Source organism: Limosilactobacillus sp. (assembly GCF_022482365.1).
Lineage (GTDB): Bacteria > Bacillota > Bacilli > Lactobacillales > Lactobacillaceae > Limosilactobacillus.
Genome location: NZ_JAKVPE010000001.1, coordinates 1 through 25706 on the forward strand (window position 1 = coordinate 1; position 25706 = coordinate 25706).

The 25706-nt window shown below is 54.4% G+C and carries 27 protein-coding genes, 2 tRNA genes and 3 rRNA genes; 27 read left to right on the forward strand and 5 right to left on the reverse strand.

Annotation, left to right across the window (positions count from 1 at the left end; all coding sequences use genetic code 11):
- The coding region (locus tag LKE23_RS00005; RefSeq protein WP_291977416.1) for a YslB family protein at nt 1-554 on the reverse strand (554 nt) is incomplete at its 3' end.
- Nucleotides 555-721: 167 nt separating this feature from the next.
- Here LKE23_RS00005 and murI point away from each other — a divergent pair.
- Genes murI through LKE23_RS00020 form a run of 3 tightly spaced genes read left to right on the forward strand, consistent with a single transcriptional unit; the run spans nt 722 to nt 2645 of the window.
- Nucleotides 722-1513, forward strand: coding sequence for a glutamate racemase (gene murI / locus LKE23_RS00010; RefSeq protein ID WP_291977417.1), 792 nt, complete (start codon nt 722-724; stop codon nt 1511-1513).
- A 17-nt stretch (nt 1514-1530) separates the two neighbouring features.
- A complete protein-coding gene (locus tag LKE23_RS00015; RefSeq protein WP_291977418.1) occupies nt 1531-2124 on the forward strand; it encodes an XTP/dITP diphosphatase in 594 nt (197 codons plus the stop codon).
- Nucleotides 2124-2645: a metallophosphoesterase family protein gene (locus LKE23_RS00020; protein ID WP_291977419.1), complete on the forward strand. Its 522-nt coding sequence runs from the start codon at nt 2124-2126 to the stop codon at nt 2643-2645. Before LKE23_RS00015 ends, LKE23_RS00020 begins: the two co-directional genes overlap by 1 nt.
- A 44-nt stretch (nt 2646-2689) precedes the next feature.
- On the opposite strand, the gene LKE23_RS00025 is transcribed toward LKE23_RS00020, so the two are convergent.
- Nucleotides 2690-3505 (reverse strand): Cof-type HAD-IIB family hydrolase, encoded by an 816-nt coding sequence (locus LKE23_RS00025; RefSeq protein WP_291977421.1) that lies wholly within the window; start codon nt 3503-3505, stop codon nt 2690-2692.
- A 327-nt stretch (nt 3506-3832) separates the two neighbouring features.
- On the opposite strand from LKE23_RS00025, the gene LKE23_RS00030 reads away from it, so the two are divergent.
- On the forward strand, nt 3833-5038 hold the full coding sequence (locus LKE23_RS00030) for an MFS transporter (protein ID WP_291977422.1): 1206 nt from the start codon (nt 3833-3835) through the stop codon (nt 5036-5038).
- A gap of 64 nt (nt 5039-5102) precedes the next feature.
- Here the strand turns inward: LKE23_RS00030 and LKE23_RS00035 are convergent, their stop codons facing one another.
- Both LKE23_RS00035 and LKE23_RS00040 read right to left on the reverse strand, forming a co-directional pair.
- Nucleotides 5103-5939, reverse strand: a complete 837-nt coding sequence (locus LKE23_RS00035; RefSeq protein WP_291977423.1) for an HAD-IIB family hydrolase — start codon at nt 5937-5939, stop codon at nt 5103-5105.
- Nucleotides 5929-6807, reverse strand: a complete 879-nt coding sequence (locus LKE23_RS00040; protein WP_291977424.1) for a mechanosensitive ion channel family protein — start codon at nt 6805-6807, stop codon at nt 5929-5931. Before LKE23_RS00040 ends, LKE23_RS00035 begins: the two co-directional genes overlap by 11 nt.
- Before the next feature lie 145 nt (nt 6808-6952).
- Between LKE23_RS00040 and LKE23_RS00045 the strand changes: the two genes are divergently transcribed.
- The 18 genes from LKE23_RS00045 (at nt 6953) to LKE23_RS00130 (ending at nt 19371) form a co-directional block, all read left to right on the forward strand.
- Nucleotides 6953-7393, forward strand: coding sequence for a DUF948 domain-containing protein (locus LKE23_RS00045; protein ID WP_291977425.1), 441 nt, complete (start codon nt 6953-6955; stop codon nt 7391-7393).
- Nucleotides 7386-7826 carry a hypothetical protein gene (locus tag LKE23_RS00050; protein WP_291977426.1) on the forward strand — a complete coding sequence of 147 codons (441 nt, stop codon included), beginning with the start codon at nt 7386-7388 and terminating at the stop codon, nt 7824-7826. Before LKE23_RS00045 ends, LKE23_RS00050 begins: the two co-directional genes overlap by 8 nt.
- A gap of 161 nt (nt 7827-7987) precedes the next feature.
- The gene (ccpA, locus tag LKE23_RS00055) at nt 7988-8998 is read left to right on the forward strand and encodes a catabolite control protein A (protein ID WP_291977428.1); all 1011 of its coding nucleotides are present in this window, start codon (nt 7988-7990) and stop codon (nt 8996-8998) included.
- A gap of 1 nt (nt 8999) precedes the next feature.
- Nucleotides 9000-9860, forward strand: coding sequence for a hypothetical protein (locus tag LKE23_RS00060; RefSeq protein WP_291977429.1), 861 nt, complete (start codon nt 9000-9002; stop codon nt 9858-9860).
- A 72-nt stretch (nt 9861-9932) separates the two neighbouring features.
- On the forward strand, nt 9933-10682 hold the full coding sequence (locus tag LKE23_RS00065; RefSeq protein ID WP_267200894.1) for a YebC/PmpR family DNA-binding transcriptional regulator: 750 nt from the start codon (nt 9933-9935) through the stop codon (nt 10680-10682).
- Nucleotides 10683-10774: 92 nt separating this feature from the next.
- Nucleotides 10775-11752, forward strand: a complete 978-nt coding sequence (comGA, locus tag LKE23_RS00070; RefSeq protein WP_291977431.1) for a competence type IV pilus ATPase ComGA — start codon at nt 10775-10777, stop codon at nt 11750-11752.
- Nucleotides 11670-12740 (forward strand): type II secretion system F family protein, encoded by a 1071-nt coding sequence (locus LKE23_RS00075; protein WP_291977432.1) that lies wholly within the window; start codon nt 11670-11672, stop codon nt 12738-12740. Before comGA ends, LKE23_RS00075 begins: the two co-directional genes overlap by 83 nt.
- Nucleotides 12740-13051, forward strand: coding sequence for a competence type IV pilus major pilin ComGC (gene comGC / locus LKE23_RS00080; protein ID WP_291977433.1), 312 nt, complete (start codon nt 12740-12742; stop codon nt 13049-13051). Before LKE23_RS00075 ends, comGC begins: the two co-directional genes overlap by 1 nt.
- Nucleotides 13048-13476: a type II secretion system protein gene (locus LKE23_RS00085; protein WP_291977434.1), complete on the forward strand. Its 429-nt coding sequence runs from the start codon at nt 13048-13050 to the stop codon at nt 13474-13476. The genes comGC and LKE23_RS00085 overlap by 4 nt, the downstream gene beginning before the upstream one ends.
- Nucleotides 13457-13744, forward strand: a complete 288-nt coding sequence (locus LKE23_RS00090; protein ID WP_291977435.1) for a hypothetical protein — start codon at nt 13457-13459, stop codon at nt 13742-13744. The genes LKE23_RS00085 and LKE23_RS00090 overlap by 20 nt, the downstream gene beginning before the upstream one ends.
- A complete protein-coding gene (locus tag LKE23_RS00095; RefSeq protein ID WP_291977436.1) occupies nt 13741-14175 on the forward strand; it encodes a type IV pilus minor pilin ComGF family protein in 435 nt (144 codons plus the stop codon). The genes LKE23_RS00090 and LKE23_RS00095 overlap by 4 nt, the downstream gene beginning before the upstream one ends.
- Nucleotides 14132-14338: a hypothetical protein gene (locus LKE23_RS00100; protein ID WP_291977437.1), complete on the forward strand. Its 207-nt coding sequence runs from the start codon at nt 14132-14134 to the stop codon at nt 14336-14338. The genes LKE23_RS00095 and LKE23_RS00100 overlap by 44 nt, the downstream gene beginning before the upstream one ends.
- 123 nt (nt 14339-14461) lie before the next feature.
- Nucleotides 14462-15439: a class I SAM-dependent methyltransferase gene (locus tag LKE23_RS00105; protein WP_366512165.1), complete on the forward strand. Its 978-nt coding sequence runs from the start codon at nt 14462-14464 to the stop codon at nt 15437-15439.
- A gap of 16 nt (nt 15440-15455) precedes the next feature.
- Entirely contained in the window at nt 15456-16661 is a 1206-nt protein-coding gene (locus LKE23_RS00110; protein ID WP_291977438.1) for an acetate/propionate family kinase, read from the forward strand.
- A 90-nt stretch (nt 16662-16751) separates the two neighbouring features.
- Nucleotides 16752-17360 (forward strand): metallophosphoesterase, encoded by a 609-nt coding sequence (locus tag LKE23_RS00115; protein ID WP_291977439.1) that lies wholly within the window; start codon nt 16752-16754, stop codon nt 17358-17360.
- Nucleotides 17361-17403: 43 nt separating this feature from the next.
- Nucleotides 17404-17949 (forward strand): YutD family protein, encoded by a 546-nt coding sequence (locus LKE23_RS00120; RefSeq protein ID WP_291978297.1) that lies wholly within the window; start codon nt 17404-17406, stop codon nt 17947-17949.
- The gene (locus LKE23_RS00125; protein ID WP_291977440.1) at nt 17946-18719 is read left to right on the forward strand and encodes a TIGR01457 family HAD-type hydrolase; all 774 of its coding nucleotides are present in this window, start codon (nt 17946-17948) and stop codon (nt 18717-18719) included. Before LKE23_RS00120 ends, LKE23_RS00125 begins: the two co-directional genes overlap by 4 nt.
- Complete coding sequence (locus tag LKE23_RS00130) at nt 18700-19371, forward strand: TIGR01906 family membrane protein (RefSeq protein ID WP_291977441.1); 672 nt, start codon at nt 18700-18702, stop codon at nt 19369-19371. The genes LKE23_RS00125 and LKE23_RS00130 overlap by 20 nt, the downstream gene beginning before the upstream one ends.
- Here the strand turns inward: LKE23_RS00130 and LKE23_RS00135 are convergent.
- A complete protein-coding gene (locus tag LKE23_RS00135; protein WP_291977442.1) occupies nt 19321-19962 on the reverse strand; it encodes a VTT domain-containing protein in 642 nt (213 codons plus the stop codon). The two genes, LKE23_RS00130 and LKE23_RS00135, sit on opposite strands and share 51 nt — an antisense overlap.
- 638 nt (nt 19963-20600) lie before the next feature.
- On the opposite strand from LKE23_RS00135, the gene LKE23_RS00140 reads away from it, so the two are divergent.
- The 5 genes from LKE23_RS00140 to LKE23_RS00160 all read left to right on the forward strand — a co-directional run bounded on the left by LKE23_RS00140 (nt 20601) and on the right by LKE23_RS00160 (nt 25672).
- Nucleotides 20601-22176: ribosomal RNA gene (locus tag LKE23_RS00140) — 16S ribosomal RNA — on the forward strand.
- A 211-nt stretch (nt 22177-22387) separates the two neighbouring features.
- A 23S ribosomal RNA gene (locus tag LKE23_RS00145) occupies nt 22388-25310 on the forward strand.
- 75 nt (nt 25311-25385) lie between these two features.
- A 5S ribosomal RNA gene (rrf, locus tag LKE23_RS00150) occupies nt 25386-25502 on the forward strand.
- Together the 16S, 23S and 5S rRNA genes with 2 tRNA genes alongside form the textbook arrangement of a ribosomal RNA operon.
- A 5-nt stretch (nt 25503-25507) precedes the next feature.
- Nucleotides 25508-25580: transfer RNA gene (locus LKE23_RS00155), tRNA-Val, on the forward strand.
- Between the two features lie 19 nt (nt 25581-25599).
- A tRNA-Lys gene (locus tag LKE23_RS00160) sits at nt 25600-25672 on the forward strand.
- The last annotated feature ends 34 nt before the right edge of the window (nt 25673-25706 follow it).

The following is a 25706-nucleotide window of genomic DNA, read 5'->3' on the forward strand; positions in this document are numbered from 1 at the left end:
TACTTTTTGGCGTTCTTCTTTTTCTTTAAGTGCGGGCGTCGCTTTTTCGGCTCCGCTTCCGTTTCCGTTTGCCCCGGCGCGTCGACGTGGATGAAGGTGACCAGTTCGCTGCGTTCGTTGTCGGCATCCGTCTTCGGGTCGTTTTGGACCATGATATCAACACTGTCGCGGTGCCGGTCGTTGATCCGCGCCTCGGCAACCGTTCCCAGCTGGAACTCGGTCTGCTGAGCCAGGAAGCCGCACTCCAGGCCGAAGGAGGTCTGCTCCTTGTCACGCTGGATCCGCTCGTTTACGATCGGCCCCGCTAGCCGCCATACCTGGCTGACCTTATCGTGGCGCTGCAGGGTCAGGTCACCCAGCCCCAACTGGTGAGTCAAAATGACCAGGTCGTCATGCGTTGCCACCGGATACTGGCGGGCGAGGTCCTTGCCAATCCAGTAAAGCATGTCGTCAGTCTCCTTGCCGAGGATGGCCGGCAGAATGACGTCGCGAAGGGTCCCGTTGACCAGGCCCTGGTGACTGTGCAGCAATTGATCATAGCGTTCTTGACTCATTTTATTTAATCGCTCCTCTTTGTAACAATCATTCTTATTATACTTAAAATTGCCAGATATAATAGTAAAAGTTTCTTAAAACTTGCAAATTTTGCCGGCGAAAACGATAATATAGTTTCAGGTATTTTTCTACGGAAATAAAGTTAAAGTTTTATGAGGTGAACGACATGGATAATCGTCCGATTGGTTTAATGGATTCAGGACTTGGGGGCCTATCGGTAATGCGGGTGCTTCACAAGCAGCTGCCCACGGAGTCACTAATCTTCGTCGGCGACCAGGGTCACTTTCCCTACGGCACGAAGAGTCAGGAAGAATTGCAGCGCTTGGTGATGAATATCGGCGACTTCCTCCTGGACCACGACGTCAAGATGATGATCGTGGCTTGCAACACGGCCACGGCGGCCGCCCTGCCGCTCCTGCAGGAAAAGCTGCCGATTCCGGTAATCGGGGTGATCGAACCGGGCGCCCAGGCGGCGGTCGCCCACCATCCCCAAACCGTGGGGGTGATCGGCACCGAGTCGACGATCAAGAAGGGGGCCTATGATCAGGCCCTGCACCGGTTGGACAAGCGGCTGACGGTATACAGCCATGCCGCCCAACCACTCGTCCCAATTGTCGAGCACGGTCAGACGGGGACCCCGGCAGCCCAGGCGGCGGTCGCCCGCGAACTGGCCTACTTCGACACTCATCCGGTCCAGGCTCTGATTCTGGGCTGTACCCACTTCCCGTTTTTGGCGCCGGAGATCCAGCAGAAGATGGGCCAAGACGTGCTGCTGATTGATCCGGCCTTTGAAACCATCAAGCAGGCGGCTGCCACGCTGACCAAGCAGAATTTGCTGGCTGACCAGGAAACGGGCACGATTAAACTCTATACCACTGGTGACCGGGCCGACCTGGTCGCCGGGGCTCAGCAGTGGCTGGCGGGTCAGTTCGATAGTTGCGAACACACGGATTTATAAGACGAAGGGATGATAGGATGACCACCTTAGTAATTGCCACCAAGAATGCCGGAAAGGCGCGCGAGTACCAGAAGATGCTGGCCCCGCACGGGATCGAGGTCAAGACGCTCGCGGATTTTCCGCCAATTTCGATCAACGAGAACGGGCGCAGCTTTGAAGAAAATGCGACCATCAAGGCCCAGACGGTGATGAAAGCCCTGAACCTGCCCGTGATGGCCGACGATTCCGGCCTGGTTGTCGATGCCTTAAACGGTGAGCCGGGGATTCACTCGGCTCGCTACGCCGGTGACCACGACGATGCCGCCAACAATGCCAAGCTCCTGGCCGCCCTAAAGGATATTCCGGATGAAGAGCGGACGGCTCACTTCCACACGACGATCGTGGCCCTCAAGCCGGACGGCGCCAAGCTGGTTGCCAACGGCCGGGTGGACGGTCAGATCCTGCGGGAACGCCGCGGGGAAAATGGCTTCGGCTACGACCCGCTTTTTTACCTCCCGTCTTATGAGAAGACGATGGCCCAGCTGACGGCGGACCAAAAGAACGCGGTCAGCCACCGCGGCCGGGCGCTGCGTGAATTCATGCAGGACTTTCCGGAATGGTGGCGAGCATAGTGAAGGCCTTAATCATCAGTGATAACCATCGGGAAGAAGACATCCTGACGCAAATCGGTCAGCGCTGGGCCAACCAGGTCGACGTCATGATCCACTGTGGCGATTCGGAACTGGCACCCACGCAGCCGGCCATGAAGCAGTTTGACCTGGCGGTAGCGGGCAATAATGACTGGGGCCTGGACTATCCAAATGACGGCTTGCTGATCGCAAACGGGGTGCGAATTTTTGCCACCCACGGGCACCGTTACGGAGTCAACTCCTCCTTGACCCGTTTGATGCTCAAGGGAGAGGAAGAACGGGCGGACATCGTCTGTTACGGCCACACCCACCAGTTGGCGGTGACTGTTGAAAAGGGGATGTTGATGATCAACCCCGGCAGCATTTCTCTGCCGCGGGGACAGTTTGCCCGAATCGGTGGCACCTTCGCCGTGGTGGACGCGCAGACGAATAAGTTTGTCGTGGACTACTACGATCGCCAGTCGCAACCGGTCGAGCAACTGCACTTTGAATTCAAGAGATAAGAATGAAAAATGAGCTCCGGACTTGGGGCTCATTTTTTGTCTCTTCACATAAACTTCTCGATTGCCTGGGCGATCCCGTCGTGGTTGTTGTCCGCGGTGATGTAGTCGGCCGCATCCAGCAGACCCTGCTCCGAATTGCCCATGGCGACCCCGACGCCGGCGTACTTAATCATTCCAATGTCGTTTAAGCCGTTGCCGAAGCTCATCACCTCGGCCGGCTTGAGGTTCAGGGCCGAGGTGAGGTGGGCCAGTGCCAGCTCCTTGGAGGCCTGCTTGGAGATGAATTCCAGGTAGTCGACCTCACTGCGCAGAATCGTGAAGCGGTCCTTGAAGTCTTCCGGCAGCTCCCGCTCGATTCGGTCGAGAATCGTCGGGGAATCCAGCATCATTCCCTTGACGACCACCAACTGATCCTTGAGACGCTCCAGTTCGTCCATGGTCCGGAACTTCAGCGGGATGTGGACCTTCCAGGACTCGTGAATCATCACGGGCGAGAGGTCCTCATTGGCGGTGTACATGCAGTCCGGGGTCGACAGGCAGATCCGGACGCCGTGCTTGCGGGCGAAGAGCTCCAGGTCCAGGTAGTCGTTGAAATCAAAGGATTCCTTCCTGAGGACCTGGCCGTTGGTGGTTTGGATCAGCGAGCCGTTGTAACAGATCACGTACTGGTCGTCCTGGTGGTTGACACCCAGCTGGTCGAGGTAGTTTTGGAAACCGCACAGGGGCCGGCCGGTGGTGATCACGACCTTGGCCCCTTGAGCACTGGCGCTTTTCAGTGCCGCAACCGTTTTCGGCGTGATCGCCAACTGGTCGTTTATCAGGGTGCCATCGATGTCGATTGCCAGTAATTTAATTCCCATGATAATCCCTCCTGTTTATCAAGTGACCGATTAATTGATGAATAATATTCAATAATAAGACATATTTTTCTGAATATTACATTTACTCCTCACTATTAATGGTACAATAAAAATATAGTAATAAATAGTCTTTTTATTGACAAAAGACTATAAGAAATTCGATATCGGACGTTTCTGACAAATTGTATTTTTATTCGCTGCCCATTTTAGCTTTCAGAAGGGAAGATGAGTCATATGTTAAGCTGGCTAAAACCTAGTCCGCCAGCTCAAGAGTTGGTGGCAGTTGAAGATCGTCCGCACCGTTATCACGTTTATCGGACGCGACTAATGTTTGCATCGATTTTTGCTTATTCTTCATACTACATTGTTCGGTCAAACTTTACCGTGGCCTCCCAGTACCTGACCCGTTACCGGGACTTTACAACTAATGACATCGGGCTGGTCTTATCGGCCCTGGCCATTTCCTACGGCTGTGCCAAGTTCTTCATGGGACTCTTGGCCGACCGGCTGAATCCCCGGTACTTTGTTGGGGTGGGGCTGATTATCTCGGCCCTCTTTAACCTCTGCTTTGGCTTTACCGCCAACAAGTGGGTCATGATGGCCCTGATGATTGGGGTCGGGGTGACCCAGGGGATCGGGGCGCCTTGTTGCCAGAAGATGCTGGCGGCCTGGTTTGACTCCCAGCACTTGGGGCTTGCAACCTCGACCTGGAACATTTCACACAACGTTGGGCCGGGGACCACGTCGCTGATCGTGGCGGCCACCGTGGCGGTCTTTGGGGCCAGCAACCTGAACAGCATTTTCCTGATCCCATCCTTGGTTTCAATCATCATGGCGATCATCGTGATGTGCCTCGGGGTGGAAGAGCCCCAGGTTGAGGGCCTGCCACCGGTTAACAAGTCCAAGAAGAAGAACATCCACCACAGTTCCGGCTGGGTGGCCTTCCGGGATAACATCCTGCACAACAAGCTGGTTTGGATTATCTGCATCATGAACGCCTTCGCCTACATCATTCGGTACGGGATTGAAAATTGGATTCCCGTCTACCTGTCCCAGGCACGGGGCTTCAGCAGCGTTTTGACCAACACCGGCTACTCGGTCTTCGAGTACACGGCGATCCCGGGGACGATCCTGCTCGGCTACATCTCCGATAAGTACCTGAAGGGTCGGCGGATGCCAATCATGGTCTGGACCTCGATTGCCATCTTCGTGATGGTTCCGATCTACGCGCTGTGCAAGCAGGTTGCGACCGTCTACATCATCCTGGCCCTGCTCGGTGTCTGCATCTTCGGCCAACAGGTCCTGATGGGGATCATCATCATGGACGCCCTGCCGGTAGAGAGTGTGGCCAGTGGGAGCGGCTTGGCCGGCTTCTTCGGCTATGCCTTCGGGCAGGTCATGGCGGCCTCCGGAATTGGTTACATCGTCGCCAAGACGAACTGGTACGCCAGCTTCGTCATCGTGGAGATTGCTGCCGTCATCTGCATTGCCTGCTTCGTTTACCTCAATAAAGTTTACAAGCACAAGATTTAAATATAAAAAAGCGAGCTCCGTGGCTAGATGCCGGGAGCTCGTTTTTTGCATTATTCTGATTTGCTTAGCGACTGTTTTTCAAAAGCTGTTCGATCGTCTTGAGGACGCCGTCGTGATTGTTGTCGAGTGCGGTGACGTGACCGGCCTGGAGCTTGATCACCGGATTGGCGTTTTGCATGGCGTAGCTCTGGGAAGTCATCGCCAGCATGCCGAGGTCGTTTTCATTATCGCCAAATGTAACGATCTCGTCGTCGAGCAGGCCAAACCGGTCCTGAAGACGGGCGAGGGCGTTGCGCTTGGTGGCCTTGGCATTGCCGATCTGGTCGGTGTTGAAGCCGGAATTTTCAATGATCAAAGACGGCGGCAGGTAGCCATCCATGACCGCAGCCACCTTGTTGAGGTCGATGTGGGGTGCAAAGTTGATCGAAATCTTGGTGAACTGCTCATCCGGAAATTGGCTGAAGACCCGGCGAATGTCGGGCACCCGGGTGACGTCCTCGTAGAAGATCTTAATGACGTTGAAATTGTGTTCGTCCATCTTTTGGTCGACGTAGGACTTAGTCGGCCCGGAGACCACCAGCTGGTTGATGTCTTCGGGTCCGTAGAAACGGTCCAGGATGTGCATAACCCGTTGGAGGGCCGTCACCTGGATGGGGTAGGCCTGGACAATTTCGTGTCCCCGGTGGATGACTGAGCCGTTTTGGGAGATGAAGTCCATCGAATCGACGTAGGGGGCAAACTCGCGGGCCAGGCGCGGAAAGCTGGAGCCACTGGCCGCCACGAAGCGGATTCCGCGACGCTGCAGCTGGCGAAAGACGCGCTTGAAGAGGTGCTGATTATAGGAATGGTCGTCGCGTAAAAAGGTGCCATCCATGTCGGTGGCGATTAGTTTAATGCTCATGGTGATTGGTTCCCTCCCAGGATAGTGGAATGTTTTTGGCATGCAGGGCCTGCAGGTAGGCGGCCAGAAACTGGCTGCTCAGGCGCGACTGGCTGCCGTTGGCGACGGTGATCGTCACCCGAAAGACCAGCTGGCTGCCGACCGTGACCGGGCCGACGATGACCGGATCTTCCCGCAGCTCCGGCGTCTTGGCGATCAGCTGCTTATTGACCTCCTCGACGACGGCGCGGACCTCGGACAAGACCGCGTTGGGTGCGATGTGAATGTCGACGTTAGCGACCATGTTGTTGCGTGAAAAGTTGCGGACAACGGTGATGTTGCGGTTGGGGATGTAGTTGAGGGTCCCGTCGGCACTGGTGATCTGGGTTGTCCGAATCCCCAGCGCGGTGACGGTTCCCTTGATCTGGTTGACCTCGACCACGTCCCCGACGTCCAGCTGCTGCTCTAGGAGGATGAAGAAGCCGTTAACCACGTCGCTGACGAAGCCCTGGGCCCCCAGCCCGAGGGCGATGCTGAAGATTCCGGCCCCGGCGATCAGGGTCCCAACCGGAACGCCGATTTCCGAAAGCAGGGCGTAGAGGAAGAAGAAGTAACAAGTGTAGCGATAGATGTTCAGGGTCAGGGCGCGGATCGTGGCGACCCGGTTGCTGCCCTTGAGGAATTTGTACTTATTCGATTCCTGAAAGAGGTGGTTGATGATCAGCCGCCCCAGCCACAGGATGAGGACGAAGAGCAGGGCGGTGATGACGATCAGCAGCAGCTTGTTTAAGAACTGCTGGAGGATCTGGTGCCAGGAAAGGTCGGTAAAGGCCCGGCGTACCTGTTCGATTTGTTTGTTGAGTTGGGCATTGCTTGCCGCGATGACCATGGGGATGCCTCCTTGATTAAATGCTGAATTAATTGTAACCACGAACCGCGGAAATTGTCGATAGGTCAATTGTTGTTTTCACCCAAACTGTGCTATCCTTGTTCTGAGTATAGATAAAATTAATCGTTAAAAGGAGGGAATCTTGATGACTTATGGACAATTAGCGGGCCTGATCGCGGCAATTGCCTTTTTGATTCTCGTTGTTTTTGCCTGCGTCGTACTGAATCAAGTAACCAAAACAATGAAGGAAACCAACAAGAGCATTACGACCCTGACCCGTGACGTAGATAACCTCAGCAAGGAAGTCGAGGACGTGCTCAGCAACACCAACGCGCTGTTGACTGACATTAATAAGAAGTCCAGCCAGCTCGATCCGGCCGTTAAGGCGGTCGCCGACGTCAGCCAAAGCGTGATCGACATTAACGACCACGTCCACGACCTGACGGCGAAGGTCAGCGCCGGGCGGGAGAAGAGTCAGTTCGGCCTGGGACTGTTGAAGACTGCCGGCAAGGCCGCGGTGGTCAATTCATTTACCAAGCTTAGAAAGCGGCGTGCAGAACGGAAAGGGGCAAGTGATTATGAGTAAAAAATTATTTTTCGGTGCACTGTTAGGGAGCGCAATGACGGGGGCGGCCTGGCTGTCACTGTCCGACAAGAAGAAGGAAGACTTGAAGAAGCAGCTCCGCCAGCGGACCAGCGCGGCCATGGATGCGGCCACCGACTACGCCTTGGACGCCTTGGACATTGTTGATGCCAAGCTGGCGGAGAGTGAGGTCGATGACAAGCTCAACCGCTTCACCGACGGGGCCAAGAAGGTCAAGAAGGCCGCAACGGAAACCGCCGGCAAGGTCGCCGATCACCTGACTAACGACGACTTCGATGAACAGACCGCCGACATTCGGGCCGAGCTGGCCGCCGCCAACCACCCGGACGACAACGATGATCCGGTGGTGGACGACGACATTGTCATCGACACCACTGATGACGATTCCGAAGATCAGCGTTCGGACGAAAAATAAACTAACTCAAAGTAAAACGAAAAATGGCAAAATGGCGTTCGACGCGATTTTGCCATTTTTTTAGCTGAAAACGTTTGCCATTTGACCCACGATCTGCTATATTAGTTAAGTTATGAAAACCAATGAAAACGGTCAATACCAAGAATGAAAGGGCTATCTTTATGGAAAAGCAATCAGTAACAATTTACACCGTTGCGCGTGAAGCACGGGTCTCGATGGCAACCGTTTCCCGGGTTGTCAACGGCAATCCCAACGTCAAGCCGGCAACCCGGCAGAAGGTCTTAGACGTTATCAAGCGCCTCAACTACCGTCCAAACGCGGTTGCCCGGGGCCTGGCCTCCAAGAAGACGACCACGGTCGGCGTGATCATCCCGCGGGTCACCAACCCCTACTTTGCCGACCTGGCACTGGGGATTGACGACATCGCTACGATGTACAAGTACAACATCATCTTGACGAACTCGGACAACGAGGACGACCGCATCCTGACGGTGGTCCGCAACCTCCTGGCCAAGCAGGTCGACGGGGTCATCTTCATGGGCTACAACCTGCCGGATGCCGTTAAGGACGAGCTGAAGGGGAGCAACACCCCAGTGGTCGTTGCCGGTTCCGTCGTTGAGGATCCCGAGATCGCCACGGTCCGGATCGACTACGAGGAAGCAGCCAAGGAAGCTACGGCCAAGCTGCTGGAGAGCGTCCACGACCACGTTGCCTTTGTCACTGGTCCCCTGGAATACGCCATCAACGGGACCACTCGGCTGGCGGGCTACCGGGCGGCATTAAAGGCTGCCGGCGTGGACTACGACAAGTCACTGGTCTTTGAAACTGACGGCAGCTACCAGGCCAGTTATGACCAGGCCAAGTCGCTGCTCGACAAGGGTGTCAAGGCGGCCTACGTCAGCGACGATACCCTGGCGGTCGGCCTGCTGAACGCCTTAACTGATGCCGGTGTCAAGGTGCCGGACGACTTTGCGATCATTTCGTCCAACGACACCACCTACACCAAGATTGCCCGGCCAACGATTTCGTCCATTACCCAGCCACTCTACGACCTCGGTGCCGTGGCCATGCGGCTGCTGACCAAGCTGATGGACGGCGAAGAGGCTCGGCCGGAAGAAAAGGACGTCATCTTAGAGCACGGCTTTGCCCAGCGTCAATCCACGAAGCAATAAGATGACCACCCGTAGTGAATTGCGGGCTCAGCAGCGGGCGGCGGAGGAAGAGGCTGCCCAGAAAAAGGAAGAAAAGCCGGTGGCCGCTCCCAAGCGGCGTCACCACTTCTTCAACTTCTGGAGCGTTATCTCGCTGGCGCTCCTGCTGCTCAGCCTGATCGTCAACGCAACCTTCTTGAACCGCAGCTTCATCCTTCATGAAATCAAGGGCTCGGTGGTCGAAACGACCATCACCGATCAGGTCAACGCCGGCCTGGAGCAGTACGGAATTTCCGGCTCGGTACTGACCGACAAGGAGACCGACCAGCTGCTCACCCAGGCGGTCGACCAGGTTTACGCCGGCAAAAAGATCAGCCTCGACCTGTCAAAGGTGACCGCCAAGGTGGGTTCCAGCGTCGACAGCGAATTGTCCCAGTACGGCTTGTCGGGCGTTGGCAGCACGGCCACGGCCGCAATCAGCCAGAACGTCAACGCGGCGGTTAATTCCCAAGTCAACAACTCCACGGTAGCCAAATTTACCCGGGGCGTTCAGGTGGCCCGGGCGGTAACCAACGCGATCATGATTGGTTCCGGCCTTGTCGTGGCGGCCCTGCTCGTCTTGGCCCTCCTGCGGCGTCACCTGCTGGAGAGCGCGAGCCATGCCTGCATCGGCGCGGCCGTCATTGACGGGCTGGTGGTGTGGGCCGTTGCCAAGCTGGGACCGCAGCTGGCGGCCGATTCACCAGACTACGTTTCCTTCGTGGCCCAGCTGGCGACGGACTTTAGCCACCGGGCATTTGGCATCTTGAGTTTGGCCCTGATCATCGGGCTCGGCCTCTTAGCGGTTCGAATCGTCAGGTGGGGTTGGGGAAGTCGGCGTTGACCTTGAATTAATCCCCAAACTTTGCTAAAATTTATCTGTTTATCACATTAATTAAGAAAAGAGGAGTCAGTAATGTCAGGACATTCAAAATGGCATAACATTCAAGGGCGGAAGAACGCCCAGGATGCTAAGCGTGGTAAGATTTTCCAAAAGATCTCACGTGATTTGTACCAAGCAGCTAAAGCAGGTGATCCTGATCCAGCGAACAACGCCCAATTACGTCTGGTAATTGACAAGGCGCACGCGGCGAACATGCCAAAGAAGAACATCGACCGTGCCATTGCTAAGGCTTCTGGTGCTGGCGGTGCCAAGTTCGAAGAAGTTACCTACGAAGGTTACGCACCAGGTGGTGTGGCCGTGATGGTCATGGCCCTGACTGATAACAAGAACCGGACCGCTTCTGCTGTTCGTTCTGCCTTCAGTCATTCCGGTGGTTCCCTGGGTGCCAGCGGTTCCGTTTCCTACATGTTTGATCGCAAGGGTCTGATCGAAATCCTGCGTGACGGTCTCGACAAGAGCGAAGACGACATGCTGATGGATGCGCTGGATGCCGGTGCCGATGATATGCAGGCCACCGACGAGAAGTTCCAGATCTTCACCGACCCAAGCAGCATGACGAGTGTTCGTGATGCACTGCAGGACAAGGGCTACGAGCTGGACACGGCTGAAGTTACCATGATCCCACAAAACCGGACCGCGGTTCCAGCCGACAAGGCTAAGCAATACCGTCACCTGATCGACGAATTGACTGCCAACGACGACGTTGCCGACATCTACGAAACCGGGATTCTGCCCGACGACGCTGATGACGACGAAGAATAATTAACCAAGAAAGTCACCGAGAAAAAATTCTCGGTGACTTTTTTAGTTTAAAATCGATTTTTTTACGTCTTATTTAAGTAGGGGGGATAAGCATGGAAAATTTTGAAAAGGAATTAGCCGTTGTAATCAATCGTCGGGTTGCCGACCTCTACATTCTGCCGTACAAACGCTATTACCGCCTGCTGGTGGCTGACCGGGGTCAATTAGAGCTCTTAAAGGAAATCTCCAAGGACTACGGGCAGCGTTTCATTGCCTACCTCAAGTACCGGGCCGACATGGCGGTCAGCGAGCACCGTCGTCCGCAGTTGGGAGCGATGAGCTGGCAGTTCGGTCCCGAGAAGATCAACCTGCGTCTGTCGAGTGTCGGTGACTACCAGGGGCGGGAGTCGCTCGTGGTCCGCTTCATCTATAAGCTGACCTCGGATAGTTATCACCTGCTCTTTCCACAGCAGTGGCAGGAGCTAAAGGATCTCTTGCACCGGCGCGGTCTGATTCTCTTTGCGGGGCCGATGGGGTCGGGGAAGACCACCACCATGTATCAGCTGGCCCGGGAGCTGGCCGATAAGCAGGTGGTGATGACCATCGAGGACCCGGTCGAAATTGAGGAGCCGCGATTTGTCCAGCTGCAGGTCAACACCCTGGCCGGGATGGACTACCAGCAGCTCTTGCGGCTCGGCCTGCGCCACCGCCCCAACGTCTTCATCGTCGGGGAGATTCGCGACCCGCAGACGGCCCAGATGACCGTTCAGGCGGCACTCTCTGGCCACCTCGTCTTGGGAACCGTTCACGCCAAAAACGTTTACGGGGTGATCGCTAGGTTAGAGCAGCTGGGGGTAGCACCCTACTACCTGGACCAGGTGCTGACGGGGATCTGTTACCAGCGCCTCTTGCTCCAGCTGAACAAGTCCCCGGCGGTCTTGTTCGACCTCTTAGGGGGAAAGAAGCTGCAAGACGAACTGGAAACACGAAGCGGGAGGGGAATGACGGATGAATGGCAGAATTACCTTAACCAAGCGGTTGCCGAAGGGCAAATCGAAACGCGGGTGGCGACGGCGGTCCAGGACGGCTAAGTTCTCGCTGACCCAACAGGCCCAGTGGTTTCTCCTGGTCCACGACCTGCTGGCGGTTGGCTTTTCGCTGCGCCACGCGATTCAGTTTACCGCGACCATGAAGCCCCGCCTCTCCCCGATCCTCAATCGGGTTGACAAGGAACTGGCGGCCGGGGAGAGCTTTTCCACCGGCTTGCGCCCCTTTATCAACGCCGACCTCTACTACCAGCTTTTACTGGCCGAACGCCACGGCAATTTGGGGACGACCCTAGGGGAGATCGGCACGCTTTTGACGGCCACGGAGGAACAGCGTCGCAAGCTGCGCGGCCTGCTGCGCTATCCCTTGCTCCTGCTTGGCCTCCTGGCGCTGGTGGTGGCCGGATTAGCAGCCTTTGTCTATCCGGAGCTAGCCACCTGGCAGGTCGGCCAGGAAGAGAGCGGGCTGAAGACGATTGGCATCGAACTGGCACTGTATCTGGCGGTGGCTATCCTGGTGGCGAGCGGCTTTCAGCTCTGGCACTGGCACCACCTGACGCCGCGTCAGCGCTTGATTGCCCGTTGTCACTGGCCGGTCGTCGGGCCCTGCTACAAGCTGTACTACCGCTACTATCTGACGTCAAACCTGGCGGTGATGCTCTGCCATGGCCTTTCGCTAAAGGAGATCATTGCCGTCACTAGGCGGTTCGATTCAAGTTCGCTGCTCTACCAGTTCAGTCAGGTTGCCGGGACGACATTGGCCCGCGGGGACCGACTGGAAAGCGTCGTTCGGGACTACCCCTTTATTCCCAGCGAGCTGGCGATCTTTATCAACAAGGGCGCCACCATGGCCACCCTCGGGGATGAGCTGGCCGCCTTTGCCAGGGTTCAGTTCAAACGGCTAACACGGCAGATCGAAGGACTCCTGGTCTGGGTCCAGCCACTGGCGTTTGGCCTGATCGCCCTGGTGATCGTGGCCCTGTACCTCAGTATATTATTGCCAATCTATCACTCGATGCAGGGGGTCGTATAATGAAAAAACTAATTAAGAAACGCAGGGGCTTCACCCTGCTGGAAATGTCCATTGTCCTCTTTATTATCAGTCTCTTGGTGCTGATCGTCCTGCCCAACCTGGCGCAGCAGCGCAAGAACGCCAACCGGATCCACCGGCACGCAATGGTGGCGGTGGTTCAAACCCAGGTCGATGCCTATGAAAACGAGACGGGCACCGACCGGGTCACCCTCGAGGGACTCAGGCGCCATGACTACCTGACCAGCGCCCAGGTTCAAAAGGCCAAGAAGGAGCACATTTCAATCGTCAACGGAAAGGCGGTTGCACCATGAGCCGGCGCCCGGCCTTCACGGTGATCGAGATGGTGGTCGTCCTCATCATGGTGACCCTGCTCTTTACCCTGATGATGCCGCAACTGAGTCCGACCAGGGCCCAGCTAGCCGAGCAGGAGTTTTGGCATTCAATGCGCCAAAACTGGCAGCGCGCCCAGGCGACGGCCCAGATCCAACACCGGGAGACAAACATTATCTACAAGCGGGATAATCAGCAGATCCTTTTTTTCACTTCCGGACGTACTACGATCGTCGATATTCCCGCCTCCATGCGGGTGGTCAAATTCGGCGATGTCAGGATGCATAGTGACGGCTACGTGCGGCCACGGACCTTTGTTATTGATTCGCCCAGTCGCCACCGTCGCTACCTGATGAAGATTCAGCTGGCCTGGGGAGGATATCATCTTGAAGAAGAGAAGCATTAGGGGCTTTGTTTTAGCCGATAGCCTGGTGGCCCTGCTGGTGGTCGCCCTGGGGATTGCGACGCTCTTGATGGGGCAAAAGCAGTTAGCCCATCAGGAGCGCCAGCACCGCATCCGTCTCTGTGCGGCCCGGCTAGCCAAGGAGGCGACCGATCAGCAGGTTGCCACCAAGCGCCCGGCTACCATTCGCCGGGGAGATTTTCGGGCATTGGCCCAGCGACGGCAGGTTACGGTCTGGTATCGACAGAAAATGGTGGTGACTTTGCGATGAAAAAGCAAGCAGGATTTACGATTGCGGAGAGCCTGGCGGCACTTTTGGTCACCGCCCTGGTGATGGTGCTGATCAATTTTGCCCTGACCGCGGTTCGGCAGGTCAACCGGCCAGGATTGGACAAGACAACGGACTGGTATATTTTCTTGCGGGAAATGGAGAGCCCGGACCACCACTTCGTCCTCGAGAAGATGGTCGGTCACCACATGCTGGTCGTCAGGGATGCCCAAAGCGGCCTGAAGTACCAGCTGCAGGGTCAAGACGCCTTCTACCTGACGGCGGTGGGGCGGGGTGGCTACCTGCGGGTGTTAGACGACATCAAGGGGGCAACCTATTCCTTTACCCGGCTGCCGGGATCACGGGTGCTGGTGGAGGTGGAACGAACGAATGGTGAACAAGATGCGGGAATTATCCAGTTTTATAAAGAGTAGCCGGGGTGGTTATGCCCTGCTGACGAGCATCCTTTTGCTGGGCCTGATCTGCCTGGCGGTGGTGTGGCAGTATCGCTACTATACCGCCCAGTGGCAGTTGGAGGACCAACTGGCCCGGGAATTTCTGCGGGCGGCGAGTCACAATTTGACAATTAAAAAATAAGTGTCTGGGGAAAGCGGATTCTTGAATTTATTCCGTATTATCGGTAAACTATGTAATGGAATGATTGTAATTTAATGGAGGTGACCAACACTGGCACAACAAACACCACAACAATTATTTCAATTGTTTGACCGCGGAACCGAGGTACTGCAAGCGGCCCTGCGCTCTTCCTACCTTGACGCGCTGTTGGAGAATATCGAAAACGTAATCAACCACGAGATCCAGGTTGAAGACGGGGTCCCGGACCAGGCAACGGTCGATCAGCTCTCGCAGCTGTATGACCAGCTGGACCTGGACCACGCCGACGCCGAGACGCTGCGGCAGCTTGTTCAGCTGAGCTTTTTGAAGGTGATTCGCAAGGACGCCATCCAGGCCAACCACCAGATGACGCCGGATACGATTGGCTTTTTGATGGCCTTTTTGATCGAAAAGGTCACCAAACTGAACCGGCCCTACACGATCTTTGATCCGGCGGTCGGGACCGCCAACCTTTTGACGACGGTGATCAACGCCCTGCAAAAGGTTAGCCAGGAACCGGTCCACGGTTACGGCATCGATAATGATCCATCAATGCTGGAGGTAGCGAGCGCGAGTGTTGCCTTGCAAAAACTGAACGTTGACCTTTATCATCAGGACGCCATTGATGCGCTGGACATCCCCCAGTGTGACTTGGCCGTATCGGATTTGCCGATTGGCTATTACCCGTTGGACCAGAATACGGGCAACTACCAAACCCGGGCCAAGAAGGGGCATTCCTACGTGCACCATCTGCTGATTGAGCAGTCAATGAACTATCTGCGGCCAGGTGGTTTCGGGGTCTTTTTGGTACCAAGCAATCTATTTCAGACTAAGGAGTCACAGTCATTCGTCAAGTGGATTCAGTCGGTTGCTTACTTACAGGGGTTGATCAACCTGCCCGCCGAGCTGTTTGCCAACCCGGCCGCGCAAAAGTCCATCTTGCTGCTGCAGCGGCACGGTGGCGACAGCAAGCAAGCGGTCAAGGTCCTGTTGGGAGAATTCCCGTCCTTTAAGAAAACCAAGGAATTCGCCGACTTTGTTGCAGAAATCGACCACTGGGTGGCCACGAATCTAAATCAATAAAAGGAGACAGTCAATAATGTCAAAAACTATTGCCGTTAATGCCGGTAGTTCAACGCTGAAGTTTAAGTTATTCGATATGCCAAGCGAAGACGTCGTCGCAGAAGGGACGATCGAGCGGATTGGTGAAAAGATGGGTCACGCCAAGATCAAGTACGGCGACGGCCAGAAGCACGAAGAAGAAATTCCGTTTGCCGATCACGGGGCAGCCGTTCAATACCTGCTGGACCAGTTGATCGACCTCGATATCGTTGACAGCTACGACGAAATTACTGCCGTTGGTCACCGGATCGTTGCCGGTGGTGAATTCTTCAAGGATTCTGCCATCATTGATGACGACGTAATCGACAAGATTGATAAGTTAGCCGAATATGCTCCACTGCACGACCCAGCCGAACTGGTTGGGATCAAGGCCTTCCGCAAGGTGCTGCCAAACGCCTTTGCGGTTGCCGTCTTTGACACCTCGTTCCACGTTGACATGCCAAAGATGAACGCCCTCTACAGTGTGCCTTACGAATGGTACCAGAAGTTTGGTGCGCGGAAGTACGGTGCCCACGGTACGAGCCACCGTTACGTTGCCGGCCGGGCTGCCAAGATGCTTGGCAAGCCGCTGGAAGACCTCAAGCTGATCACCATGCACATCGGTGCCGGTGCCTCCATCACGGCCATCAAGGGTGGCAAGTCCTACGATACGTCAATGGGCTTCTCCCCACTGGCCGGAATCACGATGGCAACCCGTTCTGGGGACGTGGACCCATCCTTAGTAGCCTTTGTCCAAGAAAAGCTGGGTGTCTCCTCCCAGGAAATGATTGACATCTTGAACCACAAGTCCGGTCTGCTGGGTATTTCCCAACTGTCACCAGACATGCGGGACATTCTGGCTGCCGCCGACAAGGGCAATGACCAGGCTCAGTTAGCCCTTGACATGTACGTCAACCGGATCGTTCGCTACATCGGTTCCTACATCGCCGAAATGGGCGGGGCTGACGCAATCGTCTTCACCGCTGGTGTTGGTGAGAACAGTGCGCCGGTTCGGAAGTTGGTTACCGACCAACTGGGCTACTTCGGCATCAAGATCGACCAGGAGAAGAACAAGTGCCACGGTGTTGAACGTGACCTGTCCGCTCCGGATGCCAAGATCAAGACCCTGTTGATTCCAACCAACGAAGAGCTGATGATCGTTCGGGACATTGAACGGTTGAAGAAGCAACAAGCTAACAAGTAATTTATTTTTAGCAGACTAAAGATAACCTAAGATTGGCCCGCGCTAGTCTTAGGTTATTTTGTATCATCAAATTTTACAGGAGGGTAAGTTATGCAATTTGTGACAGCTGATACCCATTTCTTTCACAGCGACCTGCTGGGAATTGATGACTTTGCACCCCGGCCCTTCCCGGACGTGGCGACGATGAATCAGACGATCATTGATAACTGGAATGCCAAGGTTGGCGAGGACGACCTGGTTTACCACTTGGGTGACATCGCCCTCTACTTTACGAAGCCGGCCCGTAAGTCCGACGAGGCCGTCTTGGAGGTCTTAAATCAGCTCCACGGTCACCTCGTCCTGGTGAAGGGCAACCATGACAGCCGGGCACTCTTCAAATACCTGGCGGCCCATAACTACGAGTTCAACGGCCGGCCGAAGTTTGAGTTTCACGACGTGGGCGTGCTGATGAAATACGATCACCGGCAATACTACCTGACCCATTACCCGCTGATGCTGGGGATTGCCCCGCAGATTATCAACCTCCACGGCCACATCCATCACTACGCGGTTCCGGTCAAGGAAAACATCAATGTCGGGGTCGACAGCCCGGAATTCGACTACCTGAGTGCCAAACCGGCCTTTGGGGCGCCGGTCAACTTCCACGAGGTTGAGGAGATGGTCGAGAAGAAGGCCGTCGATTTTGCCAAGCGGCACTAGAATTATGATATGATTTAAGAAAACCGCTAAAAGGGGGATGAAAATGAATCGGGCCAAGATCCAGGATTATATTGACCAACGAGAGGAACAGCGGGCCGATCTTTACCATTTCGAAGCGCGGGATGCCACCCACTTTACCCTCAACGGTCACCAGTACGAGTTAGTGGACGAGTACCGGGATGGCTTTGACGGGGAAGCGCTCGCCAAGCGCTACAGCAACATCCTCAGCAAGTACGACTATATCGTCGGCGACTGGGGCTACGACCAGCTGCGGCTGAGGGGCTTTTATGCCAGCGACAACCCGCTTTACAATCCGGAGCAGGGGGTAAAGACGATCGAGGACTACCTGTACGAGGACTGTAACTTTGGCTGTGCCTACTTCATCATTCACAACGAGGACGTCTGGACGCCTCGCCGTCGCCGTCGACACCGCACGAGCCCGGTGATCAAGGAGCGGCGAAAGAAGCTGCGTCAGCCGGACGTTCGTCATCGCCACCACCAGCGGGCGGAGCGGGTCAAGTCCGGCCATCATCAGCAGAAGTTCGTGATTCACAAGCGTAAACCGGAAGGAAAGGCAAAGAAGCAATGAAAGACTATCGGGGATACTTTATCGACTTAGATGGGACCACCTACAAGGGCAAGGAGCGGATTCCCGCCGCGGCCCGCTTTATCAAGCGCCTCCAGGAAGCGGACAAGGAAGTCCTCTTTGTCACCAACAACAGCACCCGGACCCCGGAGTTCGTGGCTAATAACCTGCGGGAGAACCACCAGATCAACGTGACGGCGGCCAATGTCTACACGACCGCCCTGGCGACGGCGGACTACCTCGACCACGTTGCCGGCGACCGGCGCCGCGTCTACGTGGTGGGGGAGAGCGGGCTAAAAACCGCCCTGCACGATCGCCATTTTGTTGAAACGGACCAGCAGCCGGACTACGTGGTGGTGGGCTTGGATACGGCGGTTACCTACGCCAAGCTGGAAACGGCGGTGCTCCTGATTCGCGCCGGGGCAACCTTTATCGGCACGAACGCCGACAGCAACCTGCCGAACGAACGGGGGATGACTCCCGGTGCCGGTTCCCTGGTAAAACTGGTTGAGTATGCGACCCAGCAAAAGCCGGTGATGATCGGCAAGCCGGAGTCGTTGATTATGAAGATGGCCTTGGAGCGGGTCCACCTGACCAAGGAGGAGGTCGTCATGGTTGGCGATAACTACCGGACCGATATTCAGGCGGCAATTAATACGGGGATGGACAGTCTCCTGGTCTACACGGGATTGTCGACGCCGGAGCAGGTTGCCAAGATGCCAATCCAGCCGACCCATACGGTGAAGAGCCTTGATGAATGGCAAGTTGATTAATAAGCAGTGGAGAGCGTACGTGGTGGTGCTGGTTTGCGGACTGGCGATCATCAGTACCGCTCTTTTTATTACCGTTAACCTTTCACCGTTGTTCGTCGACTACCCGCACCGACTGCTGATCCACTGGAGCCGGGGACAGCTGGCCGGTGACTACCGCCGCCTTCTGCTTTATCTTCAAGTACCCTGGGTGCGCCGGCTGCACCTGGCGGCCCTTCCCCTGCCAGCGGGGGCGCGCGCTCATTTCCAGGCGGTTCGCCACCTTTTGCTGTTGAACGAAGCCGTCCTGATGGTTGCTCTTCCATTAGCCTGGCGAATGGTGGGCAAACAAAAACGGCGCGGTCAACTCTGGCAGTTGATCGCGCCGCTGATGGTGCTTGGTCTTGTAGTTCTGATGCTTGCTTGGCTCCCACTGATTAATTTTCCGACGAGCTTCATCCGGCTGCACTACCTGCTCTTTACCGACCGGAATTGGATTTTTAATGCGCGGACTGCGCCGATCATCCTGATGATGCCGACCGCCTTTTTCGGCAAATTATTTGCACTCTTTTTGGGAATCTGCCTATTGCTGGGCAGCCTCTTCTTTATTTGGCTGCGCTGGCAATCAGGCCTTCTTAAACTTCGACTTCAGGAAACTGACGATGGCCGGAATTAAGGTAACCACGATAATGCCCAGGATGATTACCGAGAAGTGGGCCTGGACGAAGGGCAGGTTGCCGAAGAAGTAGCCGCAGCCACAGCAAAGGGCAACCCAGGAGACGCAGCCAATAATACTGTAGCGGATGAACCGCTGGTAGGGGAAACCCGACCCGGCTGCCGCGAAGGGAGCAAAGGTCCGGATGATGGGCATGTAACGGGCAAGAATGATCGCGGGCGCTCCGTGGCTTTCAAAGAAGAGTTCCGCTCGCGCTAGGCTCTCCTTATTGATGAGCTTACCGAAAAGGGAGTGGTTGGAAAGACTCTTCCCAATCCGGTGGCCAATCATGAAGTTAGTCGAGTCACCGGCCAGGCAGGCGAAGAGGAAGGCGAGGATGAACAACCAGATGTTGAGGTGGTAGCGCGGATCGGCGGCGAGGGCACTGGCTGCGAAGAGCAGTGAGTCCCCGGGAAGGAAGGGCATGATGACCGCCCCGGTTTCAATGAAGACAATTGCCAGCAGGATGAAGTAGGTGCTGCTGCCGAATTGATTGACGATCTGGATGAGGTGGACGTCAATGTGGAGGATGAAATCAATTAGTGTAGACAATCGTAATTCTCCTTTATTTATTTCTTATTTACCATTAGTTGAGTTTAGCAAGCTTGGCGGGCTTTGTGAACCGCCTGAATTGAGATTTAAGAAAACAATTAAGAAAAATCAAAAAACGGCGGTAGGGTGTTCGTTTGTTCTTTTGGTGATTTCATGGCTCTTGGAAGTATGCCAATAGGATTTTTGACGGCAAAGCGCAAACTTTTAAGATTGATTGAGCTGAAAAGTTCGCATAAACGAGTGGGCGGTGGCTTGGCTTGTGAAAAAAGCTTGTTGACATCAAAATGCAATCACGGTATAGTAGTTATCGTTGTCAGCGACGACAATTGCTGTTAGGTTCTTGCCTAACGGTTGTTAAAAATTTTTGTTGACAGCTAATTACTTACATGATATATTATTAAAGCTGCTTTGCTTGAGAAATAATTATCAAATCAAAATTTCTTCTTGACAAAGATTTAGCAAATGATATAATGTAAAAGTTGCTTCTGGCAACTTGGTAGACCTTTGAAAACTGAACAAAGTTTCGACGAATCAAATGTGTAGGGTCTTCAATCACTTCGGTGATTTGAAGCAAAACATTTGCGAAGTCAATTCGCTTAATAACTTTTAATTTGAGAGCTATCTCAAATTCTTATATTTTATATGAGAGTTTGATCCTGGCTCAGGATGAACGCCGGCGGTGTGCCTAATACATGCAAGTCGAGCGCACTGGCCCAACTGATCTGACGTGCTTGCACTGAAGTGACGATGGATTACCAGTGAGCGGCGGACGGGTGAGTAACACGTGGGCAACCTGCCCTGAAGCGGGGGATAACATTTGGAAACAGGTGCTAATACCGCATAACAACGAAAACCACATGGTTTTCGTTTCAAAGATGGTTTCGGCTATCACTTCAGGATGGGCCCGCGGTGCATTAGCTTGTTGGTAGGGTAACGGCCTACCAAGGCAATGATGCATAGCCGAGTTGAGAGACTGATCGGCCACAATGGAACTGAGACACGGTCCATACTCCTACGGGAGGCAGCAGTAGGGAATCTTCCACAATGGGCGCAAGCCTGATGGAGCGACACCGCGTGAGCGAAGAAGGGTTTCGGCTCGTAAAGCTCTGTTGTTGAAGAAGAACGTGCGTGAGAGTAACTGTTCACGCAGTGACGGTATTCAACCAGAAAGTCACGGCTAACTACGTGCCAGCAGCCGCGGTAATACGTAGGTGGCAAGCGTTATCCGGATTTATTGGGCGTAAAGCGAGCGCAGGCGGTTGCTTAAGTCTGATGTGAAAGCCTTCGGCTTAACCGAAGAAGTGCATCGGAAACTGAGCGACTTGAGTGCAGAAGAGGACAGTGGAACTCCATGTGTAGCGGTGGAATGCGTAGATATATGGAAGAACACCAGTGGCGAAGGCGGCTGTCTGGTCTGCAACTGACGCTGAGGCTCGAAAGCATGGGTAGCGAACAGGATTAGATACCCTGGTAGTCCATGCCGTAAACGATGAGTGCTAGGTGTTGGAGGGTTTCCGCCCTTCAGTGCCGCAGCTAACGCATTAAGCACTCCGCCTGGGGAGTACGACCGCAAGGTTGAAACTCAAAGGAATTGACGGGGGCCCGCACAAGCGGTGGAGCATGTGGTTTAATTCGAAGCTACGCGAAGAACCTTACCAGGTCTTGACATCTTGCGCTAACCTAAGAGATTAGGCGTTCCCTTCGGGGACGCAATGACAGGTGGTGCATGGTCGTCGTCAGCTCGTGTCGTGAGATGTTGGGTTAAGTCCCGCAACGAGCGCAACCCTTGTTACTAGTTGCCAGCATTCAGTTGGGCACTCTAGTGAGACTGCCGGTGACAAACCGGAGGAAGGTGGGGACGACGTCAGATCATCATGCCCCTTATGACCTGGGCTACACACGTGCTACAATGGTCGGTACAACGAGTCGCTAACCCGCGAGGGCAAGCTAATCTCTTAAAGCCGATCTCAGTTCGGACTGTAGGCTGCAACTCGCCTACACGAAGTCGGAATCGCTAGTAATCGCGGATCAGCATGCCGCGGTGAATACGTTCCCGGGCCTTGTACACACCGCCCGTCACACCATGGAAGTTTGTAACGCCCAAAGTCGGTGGCCTAACCATTTTGGAGGGAGCCGCCTAAGGCGGGATAGATGACTGGGGTGAAGTCGTAACAAGGTAGCCGTAGGAGAACCTGCGGCTGGATCACCTCCTTTCTAAGGAATAAAACGGAACCTGCACATTAGTTGAAACTTTGTTTAGTTTTGAGGGGTTTACCCTCAGAGCTTGTACTTTGAAAACTAAATAATATCTATTTTCTTATTTATTAACTTAAAACAATAAACCGAGAACACCGCGTTATTTGAGTTTTATTAACGAAATAATCGCTAACTCAATTAATCAAGGTGATCACGACGTGATCATCAAGGTTAAGTTATGAAGGGCGCATGGTGAATGCCTTGGTACTAGGAGCCGATGAAGGACGGGACAAACACCGATATGCTTCGGGGAGTGGTAAGTACACTTTGATCCGGAGATTTCCGAATGGGGAAACCCAAGCACCTTAGTCGGTGCTTGCTTGACCAGTGAATCTATAGCTGGCAAGCGGTAAACGCAGTGAACTGAAACATCTCAGTAGCTGCAGGAAGAGAAAGAAAATTCGATTCCCTGAGTAGCGGCGAGCGAAAGGGGAAGAGCCCAAACCAGTGAGCTTGCTCACTGGGGTTGTAGGACTGAACATTTGAGTTACCAAAGTGCGACGTAGTCGAAACAGTTGGGAAGCTGTGCCAGAGATGGTGAGAGCCCAGTAGACGAAACGTCACACCCTCAGTTCAGGATCCTGAGTACGGCGGGACACGTGAAACCCCGTCGGAAGCTGCGAGGACCATCTCGCAAGGCTAAATACTACCTAGTGACCGATAGTGAACCAGTACCGTGAGGGAAAGGTGAAAAGCACCCCGGAAGGGGAGTGAAATAGTTCCTGAAACCATGTGCCTACAAGCTGTCGGAGCCCGTTAATGGGTGACGGCGTGCCTCTTGCAGAATGAACCGGCGAGTTATGATTGCATGCAAGGTTAAGGTGGAAAAACCGGAGCCGCAGCGAAAGCGAGTCTTAAATGGGCGTATGAAGTATGTAGTTATAGACCCGAAACCAGGTGACCTACCCATGTCCAGGTTGAAGGTGCGGTAAAGCGCACTGGAGGACCGAACCCGTGTCAGTTGAAAATGGCTGGGATGAGGTGTGGGTAGCGGTGAAATTCCAAACGAACTTGGAGATAGCTGGTTCTCTCCGAAATCTCTTTAGGGGGAGCCTTGAGGTAAGAATCGTGGAGGTAGAGCTACTGTTTGGACAAGGGGCCCGTCATGGGTTACCAACTTCAGATAAACTCCGAATGCCATTGATTTATCCTCAGGAGTCAGACGATGAGTGATAAGATCCACCGTCGAAAGGGGAACAGCCCAGATCACCAGTTAAGGTCCCTAAATATATGCTAAGTGGAAAAGGATGTGGAGTTGCATAGACAACTAGGATGTTGGCTCAGAAGCAGCCATCATTTAAAGAGTGCGTAATAGCTCACTAGTCGAGTGATCCTGCGCCGAAAATGTACCGGGGCTAAGCATATTACCGAAACTGTGGATGTGCACTATGTGCACGTGGTAGGAGAGCGTTCTAAGGGCGGCGAAGTCAGACCGTGAGGACTGGTGGAGCGCTTAGAAGTGAGAATGCCGGTATGAGTAGCGAAAGACAGGTGAGAATCCTGTCCACCGAATGACTAAGGTTTCCTGGGGAAGGCTCGTCCTCCCAGGGTAAGTCGGGACCTAAGCCGAGGCCGAAAGGCGTAAGCGATGGATAACAGGTTGAGATTCCTGTACCAGTTAACTGCGTTTGAGCAATGGAGGGACGCAGGAGGCTAAGCGATCCGCACGATTGGAAGAGTGCGGTCAAGCAGTAAGTCAGGAGTTGAGTCAAATGCTTAACTTCGGGTTGACAAGCTGTGATGAGGAGTGAACTTTTAGTAACGAAGTCGCTGATGTCACACTGCCGAGAAAAGCTTCTAGCAAGTAGTTAACTGCCCGTACCGCAAACCGACACAGGTAGTCGAGGAGAGAATCCTAAGGTGAGCGAGAGAACTCTCGTTAAGGAACTCGGCAAAATGACCCCGTAACTTCGGAAGAAGGGGTGCTGGCCGCAAGGCCAGCCGCAGTGAATAGGCCCAGGCGACTGTTTATCAAAAACACAGGTTTCTGCAAAATCGTAAGATGAAGTATAGGGGCTGACGCCTGCCCGGTGCTGGAAGGTTAAAAGGAAGGGTTAGCTTCGGCGAAGCTCTGAATTGAAGCCCCAGTAAACGGCGGCCGTAACTATAACGGTCCTAAGGTAGCGAAATTCCTTGTCGGGTAAGTTCCGACCCGCACGAAAGGCGTAACGATCTGGGCACTGTCTCAACGAGAGACTCGGTGAAATTGAAATCCCTGTGAAGATGCAGGGTACCCGCGACAGGACGGAAAGACCCCATGGAGCTTTACTGTAGCTTGATATTGAGTGTTTGTACTGCTTGTACAGGATAGGTAGGAGCCGTAGAAAGCGGAACGCTAGTTTCGCTGGAGGCGTTGGTGGGATACTACCCTTGCATTATGACCACTCTAACCCGCAGCACTGAACGTGCTGGGAGACAGTGTCAGGTGGGCAGTTTGACTGGGGCGGTCGCCTCCCAAAAGGTAACGGAGGCGCCCAAAGGTTCGCTCAGAATGGTTGGAAATCATTCGCAGAGTGTAAAGGCACAAGCGAGCTTGACTGCGAGACAGACAGGTCGAGCAGGGACGAAAGTCGGGCTTAGTGATCCGGTGGTTCCGCATGGAAGGGCCATCGCTCAACGGATAAAAGCTACCCTGGGGATAACAGGCTTATCTCCCCCAAGAGTCCACATCGACGGGGAGGTTTGGCACCTCGATGTCGGCTCATCGCATCCTGGGGCTGTAGTCGGTCCCAAGGGTTGGGCTGTTCGCCCATTAAAGCGGTACGCGAGCTGGGTTCAGAACGTCGTGAGACAGTTCGGTCCCTATCCGTCGCGGGCGTAGGAAATTTGAGAGGACCTGTCCTTAGTACGAGAGGACCGGGATGGACATACCGCTGGTGTACCAGTTGTTCCGCCAGGAGCATCGCTGGGTAGCTATGTATGGACGAGATAAACGCTGAAAGCATCTAAGTGTGAAACTCGCCTCGAGATGAGATTTCCCATTCCCTTCGGGGAAGTAAGACCCCACAAAGATGATGTGGTAGATAGGATGGAAGTGGAAGTGCAGTGATGCATGGAGCGGACCATTACTAATCGGTCGAGGACTTAACCAAGAAGAGCGGTTAGGTTTATTGAAGAAATGGATATTGTTTAGTTTTGAGAGCATAAGCTCTCACCCGAGAGGGTAGTGTGGTGATGATGGCTTGAAGGATACACCTGTTCCCATGCCGAACACAGCAGTTAAGCTTCAACACGCCGAAAGTAGTTGGGGGATCGCTCCCTGCGAGGATAGGACGTTGCCACGCATTTTGGAGGATTAGCTCAGTTGGGAGAGCGTCTGCCTTACAAGCAGAGGGTCACAGGTTCGAGCCCTGTATCCTCCATTGGGCCTTAAAAGCTCATGAGCCGTTAGCTCAGTTGGTAGAGCATCTGACTTTTAATCAGAGGGTCGTGGGTTCGATCCCCACACGGCTCATTGCCAAACAGCTATCGGTTTGGTATAATAAGTG

Bases quoted from the DNA above. Each gene is read 5' to 3' on its own strand.
- murI (WP_291977417.1), top strand. From the start codon at position 722: ATGGATAATCGTCCGATTGGTTTAATGGATTCAGGACTTGGGGGCCTA.
- LKE23_RS00015 (WP_291977418.1), top strand. From the start codon at position 1,531: ATGACCACCTTAGTAATTGCCACCAAGAATGCCGGAAAGGCGCGCGAG.
- LKE23_RS00025 (WP_291977421.1), bottom strand. From the start codon at position 3,505: ATGGGAATTAAATTACTGGCAATCGACATCGATGGCACCCTGATAAAC.
- LKE23_RS00030 (WP_291977422.1), top strand. From the start codon at position 3,833: ATGTTTGCATCGATTTTTGCTTATTCTTCATACTACATTGTTCGGTCA.
- LKE23_RS00035 (WP_291977423.1), bottom strand. From the start codon at position 5,939: ATGAGCATTAAACTAATCGCCACCGACATGGATGGCACCTTTTTACGC.
- LKE23_RS00040 (WP_291977424.1), bottom strand. From the start codon at position 6,807: ATGGTCATCGCGGCAAGCAATGCCCAACTCAACAAACAAATCGAACAG.
- LKE23_RS00045 (WP_291977425.1), top strand. From the start codon at position 6,953: ATGACTTATGGACAATTAGCGGGCCTGATCGCGGCAATTGCCTTTTTG.
- LKE23_RS00050 (WP_291977426.1), top strand. From the start codon at position 7,386: ATGAGTAAAAAATTATTTTTCGGTGCACTGTTAGGGAGCGCAATGACG.
- ccpA (WP_291977428.1), top strand. From the start codon at position 7,988: ATGGAAAAGCAATCAGTAACAATTTACACCGTTGCGCGTGAAGCACGG.
- LKE23_RS00060 (WP_291977429.1), top strand. From the start codon at position 9,000: ATGACCACCCGTAGTGAATTGCGGGCTCAGCAGCGGGCGGCGGAGGAA.
- LKE23_RS00065 (WP_267200894.1), top strand. From the start codon at position 9,933: ATGTCAGGACATTCAAAATGGCATAACATTCAAGGGCGGAAGAACGCC.
- comGA (WP_291977431.1), top strand. From the start codon at position 10,775: ATGGAAAATTTTGAAAAGGAATTAGCCGTTGTAATCAATCGTCGGGTT.
- LKE23_RS00075 (WP_291977432.1), top strand. From the start codon at position 11,670: ATGAATGGCAGAATTACCTTAACCAAGCGGTTGCCGAAGGGCAAATCG.
- comGC (WP_291977433.1), top strand. From the start codon at position 12,740: ATGAAAAAACTAATTAAGAAACGCAGGGGCTTCACCCTGCTGGAAATG.
- LKE23_RS00085 (WP_291977434.1), top strand. From the start codon at position 13,048: ATGAGCCGGCGCCCGGCCTTCACGGTGATCGAGATGGTGGTCGTCCTC.
- LKE23_RS00095 (WP_291977436.1), top strand. From the start codon at position 13,741: ATGAAAAAGCAAGCAGGATTTACGATTGCGGAGAGCCTGGCGGCACTT.
- LKE23_RS00100 (WP_291977437.1), top strand. From the start codon at position 14,132: ATGGTGAACAAGATGCGGGAATTATCCAGTTTTATAAAGAGTAGCCGG.
- LKE23_RS00110 (WP_291977438.1), top strand. From the start codon at position 15,456: ATGTCAAAAACTATTGCCGTTAATGCCGGTAGTTCAACGCTGAAGTTT.
- LKE23_RS00115 (WP_291977439.1), top strand. From the start codon at position 16,752: ATGCAATTTGTGACAGCTGATACCCATTTCTTTCACAGCGACCTGCTG.
- LKE23_RS00120 (WP_291978297.1), top strand. From the start codon at position 17,404: ATGAATCGGGCCAAGATCCAGGATTATATTGACCAACGAGAGGAACAG.
- LKE23_RS00125 (WP_291977440.1), top strand. From the start codon at position 17,946: ATGAAAGACTATCGGGGATACTTTATCGACTTAGATGGGACCACCTAC.
- LKE23_RS00130 (WP_291977441.1), top strand. From the start codon at position 18,700: ATGAATGGCAAGTTGATTAATAAGCAGTGGAGAGCGTACGTGGTGGTG.